Annotated in this window: 15 protein-coding genes; 10 read left to right on the top strand and 5 right to left on the bottom strand. The window is 35.4% G+C overall.

Going from position 1 to position 15,999, the window contains the following annotated elements:
- The first annotated feature begins 36 nt into the window (after positions 1-36).
- The 4 genes from H1R81_RS03380 (at position 37) to H1R81_RS03365 (ending at position 4,680) form a co-directional block, all read left to right on the top strand.
- A complete protein-coding gene (locus tag H1R81_RS03380; RefSeq protein WP_181839259.1) occupies positions 37-897 on the top strand; it encodes a ThuA domain-containing protein in 861 nt (286 codons plus the stop codon).
- Positions 898-949: 52 nt separating this feature from the next.
- Positions 950-2,584, top strand: coding sequence for a sulfatase (locus tag H1R81_RS03375; RefSeq protein WP_181839258.1), 1,635 nt, complete (start codon positions 950-952; stop codon positions 2,582-2,584).
- Between the two features lie 146 nt (positions 2,585-2,730).
- The gene (locus H1R81_RS03370; protein ID WP_181839257.1) at positions 2,731-3,231 is read left to right on the top strand and encodes a cupin; all 501 of its coding nucleotides are present in this window, start codon (positions 2,731-2,733) and stop codon (positions 3,229-3,231) included.
- 66 nt (positions 3,232-3,297) lie between these two features.
- Positions 3,298-4,680 (top strand): MFS transporter, encoded by a 1,383-nt coding sequence (locus H1R81_RS03365; RefSeq protein ID WP_181839256.1) that lies wholly within the window; start codon positions 3,298-3,300, stop codon positions 4,678-4,680.
- 207 nt (positions 4,681-4,887) lie between these two features.
- Here H1R81_RS03365 and H1R81_RS03360 read toward each other — a convergent pair whose 3' ends face one another.
- From H1R81_RS03360 to H1R81_RS03350, 3 genes are all read right to left on the bottom strand, one after another.
- Entirely contained in the window at positions 4,888-5,496 is a 609-nt protein-coding gene (locus H1R81_RS03360; RefSeq protein WP_181839255.1) for a hypothetical protein, read from the bottom strand.
- 257 nt (positions 5,497-5,753) lie between these two features.
- Positions 5,754-6,485, bottom strand: a complete 732-nt coding sequence (locus H1R81_RS03355; protein ID WP_181839254.1) for a LytTR family DNA-binding domain-containing protein — start codon at positions 6,483-6,485, stop codon at positions 5,754-5,756.
- The gene (locus tag H1R81_RS03350) at positions 6,478-7,191 is read right to left on the bottom strand and encodes a sensor histidine kinase (protein ID WP_181839253.1); all 714 of its coding nucleotides are present in this window, start codon (positions 7,189-7,191) and stop codon (positions 6,478-6,480) included. The genes H1R81_RS03355 and H1R81_RS03350 overlap by 8 nt, the downstream gene beginning before the upstream one ends.
- A gap of 1,508 nt (positions 7,192-8,699) precedes the next feature.
- Between H1R81_RS03350 and H1R81_RS03345 the strand changes: the two genes are divergently transcribed.
- The 5 genes from H1R81_RS03345 (at position 8,700) to H1R81_RS03325 (ending at position 12,680) form a co-directional block, all read left to right on the top strand.
- The gene (locus H1R81_RS03345; RefSeq protein ID WP_181839252.1) at positions 8,700-9,659 is read left to right on the top strand and encodes an alpha/beta hydrolase; all 960 of its coding nucleotides are present in this window, start codon (positions 8,700-8,702) and stop codon (positions 9,657-9,659) included.
- A gap of 414 nt (positions 9,660-10,073) precedes the next feature.
- Positions 10,074-10,646, top strand: a complete 573-nt coding sequence (locus H1R81_RS03340; protein ID WP_181839251.1) for a hypothetical protein — start codon at positions 10,074-10,076, stop codon at positions 10,644-10,646.
- Positions 10,630-11,496: a hypothetical protein gene (locus H1R81_RS03335; protein ID WP_181839250.1), complete on the top strand. Its 867-nt coding sequence runs from the start codon at positions 10,630-10,632 to the stop codon at positions 11,494-11,496. Before H1R81_RS03340 ends, H1R81_RS03335 begins: the two co-directional genes overlap by 17 nt.
- 83 nt (positions 11,497-11,579) lie before the next feature.
- Positions 11,580-12,002 (top strand): hypothetical protein, encoded by a 423-nt coding sequence (locus H1R81_RS03330; protein ID WP_181839249.1) that lies wholly within the window; start codon positions 11,580-11,582, stop codon positions 12,000-12,002.
- Positions 12,003-12,035: 33 nt separating this feature from the next.
- Complete coding sequence (locus H1R81_RS03325) at positions 12,036-12,680, top strand: hypothetical protein (protein ID WP_181839248.1); 645 nt, start codon at positions 12,036-12,038, stop codon at positions 12,678-12,680.
- Positions 12,681-12,683: 3 nt separating this feature from the next.
- Here H1R81_RS03325 and H1R81_RS03320 read toward each other — a convergent pair whose 3' ends face one another.
- Positions 12,684-14,096, bottom strand: a complete 1,413-nt coding sequence (locus H1R81_RS03320) for an ATP-dependent RecD-like DNA helicase (RefSeq protein ID WP_181839247.1) — start codon at positions 14,094-14,096, stop codon at positions 12,684-12,686.
- Positions 14,097-14,341: 245 nt separating this feature from the next.
- Between H1R81_RS03320 and H1R81_RS27290 the strand changes: the two genes are divergently transcribed.
- On the top strand, positions 14,342-15,502 hold the full coding sequence (locus tag H1R81_RS27290; RefSeq protein WP_220275164.1) for an alpha/beta fold hydrolase: 1,161 nt from the start codon (positions 14,342-14,344) through the stop codon (positions 15,500-15,502).
- Here H1R81_RS27290 and H1R81_RS03310 read toward each other — a convergent pair whose 3' ends face one another.
- Entirely contained in the window at positions 15,503-15,805 is a 303-nt protein-coding gene (locus H1R81_RS03310; RefSeq protein WP_181839246.1) for a hypothetical protein, read from the bottom strand. It abuts the gene before it with no gap.
- Positions 15,806-15,999: the final 194 nt, after the last annotated feature.

Raw genomic sequence — 15,999 nt, 5'->3', positions numbered from 1 at the left:
CGTGTAGTATATTTCATCTGAAATTATCACTCTCCAATGAAAAAAACTCTGAAAATAGTTCTTTGGTCAGTACTTGCTATAGTAATTGTACTTGGCGGATTGCTCGGCGTTTTCATCTACAAGGTTAAATATGGTTTTCCTGTTTCTTATGAGACGGAGGCTCCAGAAATTAAATTTCCAGCAGATAAACCAGTTATACTTCTGTTCTCCAAAACAACAGGCTTCCGTCATGGAGAATCAATAGAAGCCTCAAAACCAGTCATTGCTGATTTAGCAAAGAAAAATAACTGGTTTGTATATGAAACCGAAGATGGAGGGGTTTTTAATGCGGCCCAGCTTGCCAGATTCAATACTGTGATTTTTAATAATTCAACAGGTGAGGTAATTAATGATGAGCAAAAACGTGTCCTTGAAAAATATGTTGAAAGTGGAGGTAGTCTGATCGGTATTCATGGTGCTGGAGATGACTCGCACCACTGGGATTGGTACGAAAAAAACCTTTTAGGCGCAAAGTTCTCTCACCACCCGATTAATCCACAATTTCAGAAAACAGCTATAATCCTTGATAGTCAGGCCGACAGTTCGATTATTGCGGGTATTCCAAAAACATGGAATCATGCTGACGAATGGTATGTTTTCTTTGAAAACCCACGAAACAAAGGTTTCAATATTCAATTCACTATTAATGGTGAAACAATTAATCCAAGCGGAAATATCCTGTTCATCAGAGACAAAAACTATGGTATGGGCAAAGACCACCCCGTGGCATGGTGTAAGCCGATAGCTAACGGCAAAACTTTCTATACCTCAATTGGTCATAACGAGGAAGCCTGGAAAAATGAGAATTTCGTAAAGCTGATTGAAAACGCCATTAAATGGACTATTGAGAAGAAATAATATCCCAGTATCAGGATCATAAAAACGTAGGATACAATAAACATCTGAACAAATGAAGAAAATACTTATTTCCATTGGATTGGTAGCATTGAGTGCCGTATTATTATTTTCTTTTAAGGTATCTCCGCCTAAAAAAAATAAACGCCCGAATATCATTTTCATTATGTCAGATGACCACGCGTATCAGGCTATCTCGGCTTATGATAATCGTCTCACACAAACACCAAACATCGACCGTATTGCTAAAGAAGGTATGCTTTTCAGTAATGCCTGTGTCACTAATTCTATCTGTGCTCCTTCAAGGGCAGTAATTCTAACAGGAAAGCACAGCCACATTAATGGTAAGGTTGATAATTATTTCCCATTCGATACAACCAATGTTACTTTTCCGCAAATTTTGCAAGCCAATGGCTATCAGACGGCTATGTTTGGCAAGTTGCATTTTGGCAATAATCCGAAAGGATTCGACGAGTTTAAGATTTTACCAGAACAAGGACACTATTACAATCCTGATTTTATAACCAAAAAAGAAGGTAAAACTCAGGTAAAAGGTTATGTAACCGATATTATTACAGATATGACTCTCAACTGGCTCAAAAACCAAAGAGATGATGATAAACCTTTTTTCCTGGCCTATTTACATAAAGCTCCTCATAGAGAGTGGTTACCTGCCGAAAGACATTATAAAGAATTTACTCAAAAGACTTTCCCGGAGCCTTCAACACTATTCGATAATTACGAAGGTAGAGGTCGTGCCGCAAAAGAACAGGAAATGACCCTGATGCACCATATGACCTGGGGTGGTGATTCAAAAATAAAGCCAGAAAATATAGATAAGTTGGGGATCAAAGAAAATCACTGGACAGATAAAATGCTTTATAAATCAAACCTGGCCCGTATGGATGCAACCCAGCGGAAAGCATGGGATGAAACTTATGATAAGGTGAACGACGACTTTGTGAGTAAATTTCCGAAAATGACCGAAAAAGACCAACTAAAATGGCGCTATCAACGCTATATGCAGGATTACCTTGGTTGTATTGCTTCAGTTGATGAGGGTGTGGGAAAAGTACTTGATTTTTTAAAACAAAATGGGCTTGACGAAAACACAATTGTCGTTTATACCTCAGATCAGGGATTTTATTTAGGCGAACATGGCTGGTTTGATAAACGTTTTATCTATGACGAGTCATTCAAAACGCCACTGTTAATCAAATGGCCAAAAGTGATAAAAGCAGGTTCAAGAAACTCACAGATGGTACAGAACCTTGATTTTGCTCAGACTTTCTTAGAAGCGGCTGGTATTAAAGCTCCTGCCGATATGCAAGGAGAAAGCCTTGTACCGATTTTCAAAGGTCAGGGTAAAAACTTCCGCGATGCGGCTTATTATCATTTTTACGAATACCCAAGTATTCATATGGTGAAACGTCATTATGGTATTGTAACAGAAAATTTCAAACTCATACACTTTTATCATGACATAGATGAATGGGAACTATATGATCGCCGAAAAGATAAAAATGAACTAAAAAATGTGTATAATGCCCTCGCTTATGCCAAGATAAGAGAAGAAATGCACAAGAAGTTGACAGCCTTGCGAATCAAATACAAAGATTCGGAACAATTAGATAAAATGTATATTGAAAAGTATAAGGAATTAGAAAAAAAAGGGGCCATATTCAAATAATTATTCCGGATTTTACTATCTGAAAGGTTGCGTAAAATTCTTTTACAAACGCACCCTTTTAAATAGTAAGCAAGCTTAATTTAAGTAAATTGTACAAAATAGTTATCGTAAAGGTTACCATTATGGTGGGAACCTTTTCCCAAGACATGAACCACAAGCTTGAAACATATCGATTTTCTGATGATGGTCATATACCAAACAACATTTTGCCCGTCATTTTATATAGGCAGGTAACCAAGGCCAAAGACAAGTCAGAATGGTTTGAAAATACCTTTAAAACCAATGGGTGGACAAATAACTGGAGAGATGTAATTTACAGATGTGACCATTTTCACAGCACAACACATGAAGTATTAGGTGTTGGAAAAGGAACCGTCATCATGCATATTGGAGGACAAATGGGCATATCTATTGAAGTTTCGGCTGGAGATGTACTTATTTTACCAGCCGGGACAGGCCATTCCGCCATTTCCGAACACATCAATTACGAAATTGTGAGTGGTTATCCTCAGGGCAGGAAATGGGACGTACTTCTTGGCACAGCAGAAGAAAGAAAACAAGCCATACCTCGGATTGAAAAACTACCTGTTCCTTCAGAAGACCCTGTTTTTGGTAAAGATGGCGAGCTTTTAAGACTCTGGCAATAAGAATGCCTTAACTTAAGATTTGTTTATACCTCTTGCATTGATAACTCCATCCAACTTACCATTGTCATGAGCAATAGCAATGTAGTAAAAGAAAGGTTACCTATAACCCTCGCCATAGCTATCTTTATGCAAATGCTGGATTCTACCATTCTGAATACAGCCTTGCCAGCCATTGCCAAAGACCTTAACCAGTCGGCTATCAATATGCACTATGCCATTGTTGCCTATGTACTAACCTTGGCATTATTAATGCCTGTCAGTGGGTTTCTTGCTGATAAATTCGGAACCAAAAGCGTATTTATTTTTGCCCTGATTATTTTCAGTGCAGGCTCATTGTTCTGTGCGCTTTCTAAAAACCTTACGCATCTTATCATTGCCCGTATTATTCAAGGGGCAGGCGGTAGTCTGTTAACACCGGTAGGAAAACTGGCAATCATCAAAACCTTTGACACCAGAGAAATTGTAAAAGCCATGAACTTTGCTATTGTCCCTGCCCTGATTGGACCTGTGATGGGTCCATTAGTTGGGGGGTATATGTCGGTTTATCTTTCCTGGCACTGGATATTTCTGATTAATATTCCGATAGGAATTTCAGGAATTATATTAGCGCATAACTATATGCCTAACTATAAATCTGAGTCTCCAAAATTCGACCTGAGAGGGTTTGTTTATTTCTCCCTTGCCTCTCTTTTATTATCATTATCATTAGAATTATTGGGCGATATAAAAAACCTCACGCTGGTTCTGACAGTTTTTATTATTGGTGTTCTATCCCTAATTGTCTATTTTATTTATGCCCGAAAATCCCAGAATGCTATCTTCCCGGCTAATCTATTTATGGTACGCACGTTCAGAGTAGGAATTTTAGGAAATTTTGCTACAAGGTTAGGTATCAGTTCTGTGCCTCTGCTTCTGCCGCTTATGATACAAACCGTTTTTGGCCAAACAGCCATTGTTTCTGGCTGGATGATTGCGCCGATGGCTTTAATGGCGATTTTCGCTAAATCAAGAGTTATTAATATTCTCAACAAATTCGGATATAGAAATACATTGGTAATTAACACCATCATTATTGGCCTTTTAATATGCACATTGGCTATTCCAGGCATACATACTTCTATTTACTGGTTTGTGCCTGTCATTGTTACCATCGGTTTCTTCAACTCTATACAGTTTACATCAATGAATACCATTGCCATTGCTGATTTACGAAAGTATCATACCAGTAGTGGCAATTCTTTATTGGCGGTAAATCAACAATTAGCTATAGGCTTCGGTATCTCGAGTGGGTTGTTAATCCTGAAGTATTTTGAATATAATAAGGATATGGCGGATAACAGTATGCACACAGCTTTCCGATATACTTTTATTGCAATTGGTTTAATAAGTATTTTGTCGAGCTTTGTATTCAGAAGGCTTCATCCCTCAGATGGATCAAACTTGCAGTAGCTAAATTTAATGATATAGTTTTTTTAAGTCTGCTTCAATGGTACCCAATCTAATCGCTATAAAATTAACATCTCTTGATAGCTTTAATATTTTTAGAATCGAAATTATAAATTTTCAATTCTGAAAAATTTCCTTACCCTACAATCAAGTTCAGTAATACGGTTATACTTTTAACTGCATAATATTTGAAAACACAGCCAAATATTCTTATTTTATCATAGCTCTATTAAACTTTCTGATTTTATCAAGTACTTCTTCTAATCTTGCTCTATCTGATAAAGATTCAAAAAAAGAATAATATTCAGGGATAAATTCCTTGAAAAATGACTTAAAATCATTTTTGCCAAATTCATTTTTTTTCATTTCCAACCAAAGCGCTGCCTCATTGTACCCCAATTGAACCGCATAGACAGGTGTTCTGACAGGTCCATTAGGGCTGCTTATAAGATCAATAAAATAATAGACCTTTATATGTCCACGTTGAATAATTCGCATAAAGACCTGCTTTTCTTCTTCCCCTTTAAACAAGTTAGATGACAAAACTCTGACAGAGACAAAATGTAGTACATCATTCTTTATATAAATACCAAATGCCTTAATATCTCCAGGCATAAAGTTCTGTTTATGACCGTCGTCAAAAACAACTCTGATACCATATTGAAAAGAAGCGACATCAATCCCACTAATAACAGCAAAATTCTGAACAATCTCACATTTTAAGGTATCTGAATTTTTAAGAACCACATAACCCTCTATTTTTCTGGCACAAGTAGTATAACTTAATAAAATGCTAAACAAAAACAAGAAGTATTTCATATAGTTAGTTTCTTTATTAATCGACTCGAGCCAACGGTAACGGCTTAATCAATCTGGATATTTAATATAAAAGCTAACAACAAATTACATTAAAATACACAGGGTTTCACAATTAATTTCTGAATCGCCTAAAATTTCAAACCCTGATCATCATTAAATCTCTATATGCTATGCAATGTACTATTAGCTTGGATAAGTCTGTGAAACTACAAGGGTTGAATCAATCTGCAAAAAATGTCATTGCTTTGTATCTCTTGCTATTTAAAATGCTCAATCAGTTCCCTTCGATAAGTAAGACCAACTGGCAATGAAATATCATTGATATATAAAGCATTCCCGCTTATACGGGTGATGCGTTTGATAGAAACCAGATATGATTTATGAACTCTGATAAACTGAGAATTCGGTAATCGCTGATCAAGTTCAGAGAGTGTTAAGGCAGTTAAATAAATTTGAGTATCTGTGAAAATCTTCACATAATTACCCCAACTCTGCGCATATTTTATTTCTTCCATTTCTATCCTTAACCAATCGCCATCAACTCTGATTACTATAGAGGTTTCATATTGTGCAGATGGCGGTATATTAATTGTTTTATCTGGTAAGCCTAAACCATAATGATAAAAAGCTTTATCAATAGCTTTCAGAAAACGAGTAAACTGAATTGGTTTCAGCAAATAGTCTACAACATCATAAGTATAGCTTTCGAGAGCATAGTCGGAGTGAGCAGTTGTAAAAATTACTAACGGTTTGCTTTTTAATGTACTCAACAATTCCAACCCATTCATTTGAGGCATATTAATATCTAAAAACATCAGATCTACTTTAATATTATGCATCAGATTAATAGCTTCAAGTGCATTCTCACAACTACCCATTAATTCTAATCTATCAATCTGCATTATATAATGCTGCAAGACCATGTGTGCTCCACGTTCATCATCAACAATGATACACTTTAAACTCTTTGTATGGTTATTGTCAGACATTTATCTTTCGGTTAAGGTCTAATTTCAGAAGCGTTTTATAATGATTTTCAGATTCTTCCAATTCAAGCTTATAGCAGTCTGCATAAAAGGCTTCTAATCTTTTCTTTGTATTCGGAATACCCACTCCTGTCGAAATCAAATTAGGTCTATTGACGGGAATAGAATTGAGAATATCTAAAACTAATATACCACCCGACATAGAAATATTAATAGAAACAAAGCAACTTTTAACAGTTCCGCTGCTATGTTTAAAGGCATTTTCGATGAGCGGTAAGAGTAATAAAGGTACAATCTGATAATTTTGGGTCGATTCAAGCGGCTTTGGATAGTGATAAGTTATGACACATCTTTGACCAATTCTTTCTTTCTCCAAATGGATGTAACTTTTTAAATATTCAATTTCGTCAATAAGCTTTACTCGTTGTTTTGAAGCTGATTCTACCTGATATCTCATTAATTGTGAGAGTTGCATGATCATAACAGGCATACGGTTAGGCTCCTGAATACTGATTCCATAAAGATTGTTAAGAGTATTGAACAAAAAATGTGGATTTAATTGTGCCTGGAGTAATTTGGTTTGAGCTTCACTTAATTGTAGCATCTGATTAGAACTCTTAATCTGCTGTCGGTAAAAGTGTTCGAGCAAAAAAATAGCTTCCATTGTAATCAGGCTAACAGCAGCGTTCACAACATAAAGAAGATACATTTTTATCCAACTCTGTGATTTGTGAAATTCGGGATAAAACCAGAAATAATCGGCTATAAATAGAAATGTACCTCCGCATATTAAGACAATGACTGTAAAAAGCAAAAATCTATTAAAGTGTCCTTTAGTAAATTGTGGAAAAACAAATACTCTATAAAAAATTGCGAAAACATAAAGTATAAGAAAATGCAGAAACCCCTCAGTAACCTCCTGAACGGATGAAAGAAAATTCCAATGGCTTAGTGACATCAGAATAAAGAACCCCCAAAAAAAGATTAATTCTCTGACCCAATCAATTTTAAATGCAAACCAATCCGTTTTATTCATTTATTATCCTTTGTACAAAAGAAAAAGAATCATGATATTTCTCAAAAAACAAATGATGAACGTCGAATATCATCAAAAAGTAAGCATACATCATTCAAATTTTCATCAAATATGTTTCAAATTTAACTTGTGCTAAGAATTTTAATTCTTTTTTAAGGTGAAAACTACTATATTTGTACAAATGACACTTATTAGACTTCTTTTTATGTATCAAATTGATACAATAAAGAACCTTAAGACTTTGGTAAATATACATGAAAAAGTTATTGGCGGATCTTGCATAAAAAACCCTGTGCGCCAGCCCCTTAAATTTACAATATTGACCGATAAGTATTTTGGGTCAGTTTTAAGCCCTTTTAACAATAGCTATGAAAAAGAAGATATTTGAACCATTCAAGGTTCAGAAAGACGTTAGATTCTACTTGAATCTTTCATACGCTTGTAGCAAAATGCCCCTTATTTTAGGGGCATTTTTGTTTGTTGAATATACCCATCCAGTAATTATTCGACAAGCATTTCAAAAATTTACTTATTCCAACAGGCCTTTCCGGGTAATGGTGGTTATTAAACCTAACAGGAGAAATGTAATTATTATACTTAATAAAATCAATACAGTCAAGTGCAAAACTTTATTTCCTATCCTGATATGATTACCAATTAATGGTTTCAAAATCAATAATACAATCAGATTAATAACAAAATATAACCCCGAAATTGCAAAAATTGCACTATCAGTAAAACCCGAAAGAATTAGCATAATAAGTTTGAAAAATGAGATAAACTATAAAAAAGACCCAAGCTCGCCCGCTTAGGTCTCAAGAGGAATGGTTAGTTCCCAACCAGACCTGCGATAGGGATTCGAGCCTTATTGATTAGCATTTTTTCAAGAAGATTTCTCTTGCCCGAAAAGTACATCTCTATAAGCAACGTAAAGTTTTTTTGAAACGTCTATCTTCGCTAAATATCAAAAATATTTATGTCTGGGATTCATATCAAATTAACAAAACAAATACTTCATTTCAAAGGAGATCCTATTTATAGTTCTCACTGTCAAAACTTTTGAATTACTTTCTTCTGCTTGTCTTACTATATAATTTCTATCAGGGCTTTATAAAAACCTTATATCAAAGCACTATCCTGAACATTTTGCTTTGTATATTCGTATCTGTTAAGCTCACAATATGCAAAAAAAGACCTTCTTTTTCATTCTCCTACTATTGAGCATCAATGGCCATTTATATGCTCAAAACAATGATTCGTTGTTGGTTTCTGAGCAAAATCTTAGCTTTCAGTCTGATGATGTAATTTTATATGGTACATTTACAAGTCCTGGAGCAAGCATACCAGCCATGCCAATAGCTCTGATTATTGCCGGCTCAGGTGCAACTGACCGTAACGGAAATAATTTAGCCGCAGGTCTGAACAGCAATGCTTATCTGCAACTGGCAAAAGAATTGGCTAAAGCCGGAATAGCTTCATTCAGGTATGATAAACGCGGTATAGGCGAAAGCAAGTACATTAATACTCCTGAAGAAAGGATATTTGAGGCCGAAGTTAATGACGCGAAATTGCTTGTTAATCAATTAGCTAAAAGATACCCTGATTCAAAGATTTCTGTAATTGGACACAGTCAGGGATCATTAGTTGGAATGCTTGCAGCCACCCACGCACAAAAATTCATTTCTTTAAACGGACTTGGCCGTAATGGAAGCGTAACTCTGAAAGAACAATTGAGCAAACAAGCAAAAATATTAGGAGAGAAAGCAGAACCTGTCATCGACAGTTTGGTAATGGGCCACCTGGTAAATCAGATTCCTCCGTTTTTAGATAGGCTCTTTAAACCCAGCCAACAGCCCTATCTGATTTCCTGGTTCAGATATGACCCGGCCGAAGAAATCTCAAAGCTAAAAATTCCTGTTCTGATTGTGCAAGGTGATAATGACATTCAGATATCTATTGCTGATGCAGAAAGATTAGGGTCAAAAGCAATGCAAAAACAATTTCATATTATTAAAGGGATGAATCATCTGTTCAAGATTGTATCTGCAAGTACCGCCGAGAATGTGAAAGGCTACTCAAATCCACAACTTCCTGTTTCGGAAGAACTAGTAAACGTGGTTGTAAAATTCATGAAAGATTAAATCAAATTCTGGTTTTAAGACCTCCTTAACTTCTTTATTCAGGCTTAAACAACTTTGGATTCTGACCTTACACGTTAACAATAATATCCCCTATCTCAATGAGATTTATGATTTTATAATTTACAGGTTTCAAAATAAATTGAATAATATTTGTATAAACCCTGAATATTTTTTTAAATTTGACAATAGCGAAAAATACCCCAAAAAGACTCCGGTAATCTTTAAATCGGCTCAATAAAACTGACACACACTTTAGAAATCACTCGCGTTTCTATAATACCTATATATTTCAGGAATCGGTTGTTGTGAATAAACCTGTGAAAATCAGGCAATTATACCTATTTTTTATTTTTATTGAGTTGTGCTTTTTTGTAATAAAATACTGCCCCATTAAAAACGTAAAGTGCTGCCACCATGAAAAACTGTCCCGAAATCGCCCGAAACTATCGATTGTACAAAGAAATACTTGCTAAAAAGAAACAAACAAGTACTCCAACTATTCTGCTGATAGACTGCTCTGAAACCAGTCTCTGGAAAGAAAAAACCACCACTCTGAACCATGATGCTACCAACATGATAGAGTTACTGGTAGCCAAGCAAAACAACGACTTAAGATACCAGCTCAAACTATTCATCCCGGAATTAAATAAAAACCCAGCATTGTACTTTGATTCAGATGGTCCTACAATCCGTAACACCAATCCAATAAACCGCTTATCTGAATCCAAAATCAGAACACCCTATCTCAGCTTTTATAACGAAGATGGTAATATGCAAGCGTATCGGGATTCTTTCATAGAAACGCATGAGGCCGAGCTTCAAAACAATATTAATGTTGGTATGAAATATTTCTGCTCGAAAAATAATATTAATGCCGAAACTGAAGTACCAAAAATAACAGAATTTTTACCTCTTTTTCCTATATCTCAAAATGCTGACGTACATGCAGATGTAGTTTTTTCCTTAAATCATGGCAACACTGACTGATATATTCCAGATGGTTAAAACTGACTTCAGTAACCTGACGGATTTCAGGTTGAGAGGAAGTACTATTGAAATAATGACCTGTGTTAGCACAATTACCAATCACTATGTATCGGTATTTGTGAGCCAGCAAGATAATGCCTATGTTGTATCAGATGGAGGCTGGTTAGCGAAAGAGTATTATGAAAACTCGGTTTCTTACGAAGATGAAATGATTGTTCAGAAACTCGAACTTCAGTATCGTAAATATTTCGGTGTTGAGACCACTCTTCACGAAGGTCTGGTTCGTTATTACTATAAAACTACAGGGAAAATTGAGTTAGTGTCTGCATTGGTATATGACGTGAGCAACTACATAGCGGCAGTGGTAAATAGCCATTCAATATCGTATAACGAAGGCCGTGAACAATCACAAAGACAGCGGTTTAATCATGATGTAAACAGTTTTCTTTGGGATAAATATAGTGAACATCTGACTTTTAATGACTCGTTAACTAATTGTCATCCCGAACTTAATTCTATTAAGTTTAATGCAATTATCCGTCACCATACAGATACCTACCTCATCATGTATGTCAGTGGTTATTCGCGACAAAATTTTAATAAAGATGCCAGTGAAGCCTATACACATTTTCAGATGGTAGAAAAATATAGTCAGGGAGCAGAATTCATTAAAATAGCCATTATCAATACCAATGCCAATGGATATGTTCCTGTCAATGCTAATTCATATTTGAAACTTTTACAAGATCAAACCCATAATCAATTAGTTGAATTTTATAAGGATGTAAATACTTTAATGCAATATGTACCTTTAGAGGTTAGTGAACCGATAATAGATATGGAGAAATGATAGTAAGTTTATTTATAGTTGGTTGAACAAACTTAGCAATTATTAAAAAAACTGCTAAGTTTGTAAAAATAAGTAAACTGTCTATGCTCTATAAAACCCTGTACCATATTTGCTATATTATTATCTCCTTCGTTGCCGCAGCTATTTTTGCTATGGCTATGTACACTTTTGAGTGGGGAAAATTAACTATCAGTTTTTATAGTGCGTTTGCTTTATTAGAGGGGCTTCACATCCTGTTTATTGTAAGAAAACAGTTTCAACAAAAGCAGAGGGCTTTACTGCTAAATAATATCCACTTTGTGGTACTCGCCCTTGTATCGGTTTTTATCCTCTACTTTTACTCTAATATGAATTCCTGGCGAAATACAGGCGATAATAGTATTGAATTCCGTACTTTCTCTTATTTTTTCGATAATATTTTTCTTATCAACTTCGCTTTCTTTTTTGTCAATTTCTGGTTTTTGTGCAGGAATTTGTTGATTTGGGGGTTTAAGAAATTGGTGTAAGGTTTAATTAGATTTGCTAAATACAGTTAAGTCATGAATAATGAAACCGCGAGATATATTATTAATCATTTTCCAAATCTTCTTACTACAACAGAGAAAATGGCAATAAGGCATTCTAATATTTCATTTAAGCTTAATTTTACTATTCATGATTCTTCTTCACAAAAAGTAAAGGTTGCCTATGAAAAGGGTTGGTTAAATACAGACTCTGCTGTACTTGATTTGTTAAAAGATGGCTATGACACTTTTGAACTAAATGTGATTCAAAGAATCATGACAGAAACGCCGGAAAAGGTATATTTCAATAATTGTCCTGAATGTGGTCGATTGGCAAGGACTCCTTATGCACGGCAATGTCGCTGTGGCTGTCAATGGCATCATATTATACAAGCTCAATTCCGTTTCGAATCAGCTTTTCAGATTAATGGTCGGGGATTTTTTCTAATTGGCAAATTAATCAAAGGAGAAATTAAAGAAGGCAATTATATTGACCTTACTCCTATTGGTTTAAATTGTAAACCAATAGTTGAAAGAATTGGATTTGCGTTAAAACATCATGAAGGTGAAGTGTGGGAAGATTTTGGTTTAGGGACAAATGAATTGAATCCTGAGCAGCAATTATATATCAAAAGCTTAGGTTCCTTTCCTTTGTCTTTAGATATTCTGAATGAAAGGTGAAACCTATTTTCCCATATAATAATCAATCACCCTATCATCTACAATCACATCGCTTGGCCGGATTTCTTTGTTTAATACAATACCTTCTAATGTTTTGCAACGGCTCAGGGCTACATAGGTTTGCCCGTGACTGAAAGCGCCGTAGCCAATATCAATCACCACTTTGTCAAAAGTTTTGCCTTGGCTCTTATGTATGGTCATGGCCCAGGCCAGTTTAATGGGGAATTGTGTAAAAGTACCGAGAATATTCTCTTTGATTTCCTTGCGTTTGGCATCATATTGATAAGTAATTTCCTGCCAGTTTTCCTGTTCCATTTTATAGCTATGCCCGTCAATTTCTACCCATATATCATAGGCATTTAATCGGCTGATAGTGCCGACCGTACCATTTACCCAACGCTTCAGGCTATCATTTTTTATCATCATCACCTGCGCCCCGAGTTTCAATTTCAGAAAAACATTAGTCGGAAACTTAATTTCTATTTCATCTTCAAACTCGCTCTCGCTGATTTTTTTATTGGCTAATTGCTCATTTAGTTTCTCAAACTCCTCTCTGATTTTACCAGTCAGTACTGCTTCAAAAATAAATTCCTTACCAGGTAGGTTTTCGAGATTCTTTTTATTAATCTTCTTAACGTTTTTATTGGTAGTAGTCAGAAAAATTGAGCTGTTATTATCTCCCACATTATCCCGATGACGGGCATTCAATAGGACAAAATCTTCAAACTTAGCTTCATTTACACGTATGCGGTTCAGTACCTTTTTAAATTTCTCGTCTTTCTGGCGGAAAATATGCGTCAGCTCCTTTCTGTGATATTTAAACCCCTCCTTAAACACAGGACTATCAAAGAAATAATTACCCCCATAAGTAACATCAAAATATTCCTGCAAATCACTCTTCACCACAGGCGGAAGCTGAAACAAATCACCGATAAACACCATCTGCAAACCACCAAATGGTTCATCAGGTCTATTACGATTGAGGCGTAAGGCAGTATCAATGGCTTCCATCAGATTGGCACTTATCATGGATACCTCATCTATAATCACCATATCAAGATTTTCATAGAGTGCATTTTTGGCATATTCCGGTTTCAATTGAGCGACTTGAATCAGGCGCGGCGGGAGTTTGAAAAATGAATGAACCGTCTGCCCTTTTACATTCATGGCAGCAATACCTGTGGGTGCCAGTATCACATATTTTTTTTCAGTTCTGGCTGTAAAATATTGTAAAAGGCTCGACTTACCTGTACCAGCCTTACCACTTATGAAGATAGACTCTTTGGTGTCGTTCAGTATATGCAGAATATCCCTGAACTCATCAGTAAGCACAAACGCAATTTTCTGTCGGGAATAAATAAAAAAGCAAACTGCTACCACTAAAAAAAAAATACCTAAAACGATTAATCCTTGCATTTGGCTATGAAATCAGAAATATTATATACTGCAATTTAGCATGAATTATTGTTTCTATACTTTTTTTTCTGATGCCTTTTATCAATATGTCTTCTCACCTGGGCAAGAAACATTTATTTTGTTCAGACCGATAATAACCTAAAGGCCCATAAAATCGTTATCAATACAAAAGGCGGCCGTTCTTACTTATACCGTGCACCATTCTTGCGTTTTTCTCGTCATTAGCCAAATTTTAACCCGATAGTATGAAAATAAGCTTCAAAGGATTTTATTCTCACTCAATCATTCACTCTGCCTCTCTATCAGTCATACATTCCAAATGGCGTTTATTTGCAGGGTTGTTGTACTTATTACCTGTGGCATCGGTAATTGCGCAAAAAGCAACAATTGATACATTGGTAAATGCAGATGGTTACCAACTACATTTTACAATTATTTCAGGCAAAGGCACTCCTATTTTTTTTGAAGCTGGTGGAGGTAATGATAGTAGAATATGGAACAGAATTATTGAACCTATTTCCGAAATTACCCAAGCCCCAATTATTACCTATGATAGAATAGGCCTGGGGAAAAGTAGTAAGTATAACCAGTCAATAAATATTGAAAAAGAAATAGAATTGCTCACTGTCGCTCTTAAAAAATTAGGATTTTCTAAGAATCTCATGCTTGTTTCTCACTCAATGGGTGGTTTTTATCAGACACTTTTTGCCAGTCAGAACCCGCGACGAATAAGAGCTATGGTAATGATTGATGCTAATTTACCCTGCTTTTTTACTGAAGAGCAATTGACCAAGATGAAGGCTTCTGACAATTTCAGGCATACAATTGATGTTGTCAAACAAAACCCGTTACCACTTAAAATTCCCGTTGTGGATATTGTATCAGAACAAACCTTGTTTGAAGGGACTCCTGATGCCCAACGATGGAAGGATTGTCATAATGATTTTGTTGCTTCCTATGTCAATCGCACTTCATTAATTGCTTATCAAACCGGACATTATGTTTTTTTCTCAAACCCACAATTGGTTATTAATGCGATTGTTACGTTATATGCCAATAAAGTTAAGCCAAGTGCCAAAGCTGCTATTTTTAAAAGAGGCTATAAGCAAGAACAAATGGCTACCAATGAAGACCGACGAAATCTGATGAAATATTGGCATTCAGAAGATGATCTCAATGAATGGGGTTATGCAATGCTTAAACGTCAGGAGATACTGGAGGCCATCGAGGTTTTCAAATTAAATGTTTTACTGCATCCAAATAGTGCCAATGTGTATGATAGTCTGGGAGATGCGTATGTAAAAGCTGGTCAGAAAGATTTGGCAATAACCAATTATCAGAAAGCATTGGAGATAAACCCGAAAAAAGAAAACTCAAAGAAAATGCTAAAATTGCTAAGTAATTAACTAAAAACTGTATTTGTAAAAAGCCCCAACAAGCATCTGGCTTTTAAGGGCAATATAATGGAGGTTTTTGCCTCCATTAAATATTTTTGAGCCTACTTTTACCGCTCCTTCTGTCAGTTCCGAACCGAGTTGCTCGCCAAGGTTAAAAAGTTTATCAAAAGTACGTTTAAAGTCATTACTGGCATCTTTATGCTCTTTTCCTTCCAATAAGCTAATCGTATAATGAATACTACCCAAAACAAATGAAGGAGTAAATGAAGCCATAGCTCCTAAAAAACTACCAAATTTCCTTAAATCCTGCATAATATGAGTATTTTTTGTTGTCCAGAAATAAAATTCTGAATCAAAAGTACAGACAAGTCTGAACCCTCATAACTGAATGTTTACAAGCGGCTTGATTACTATTTGGTCCAAGGAAAAAAGTTTACGAATTATTCAATTTAGTATCGAATAATAAAAAAAACAATTTTAAAAGAGTAATTATACTTATAAGAATC

Origin of the sequence: Emticicia sp. BO119 (genome assembly GCF_013912375.1) — a bacterium.
In the GTDB taxonomy this organism is placed as follows: Bacteria; Bacteroidota; Bacteroidia; order Cytophagales; family Spirosomataceae; genus Emticicia.
Note: the sequence above shows the minus strand (reverse complement) of the source record. Positions and strands in the feature narration are given on the sequence as shown.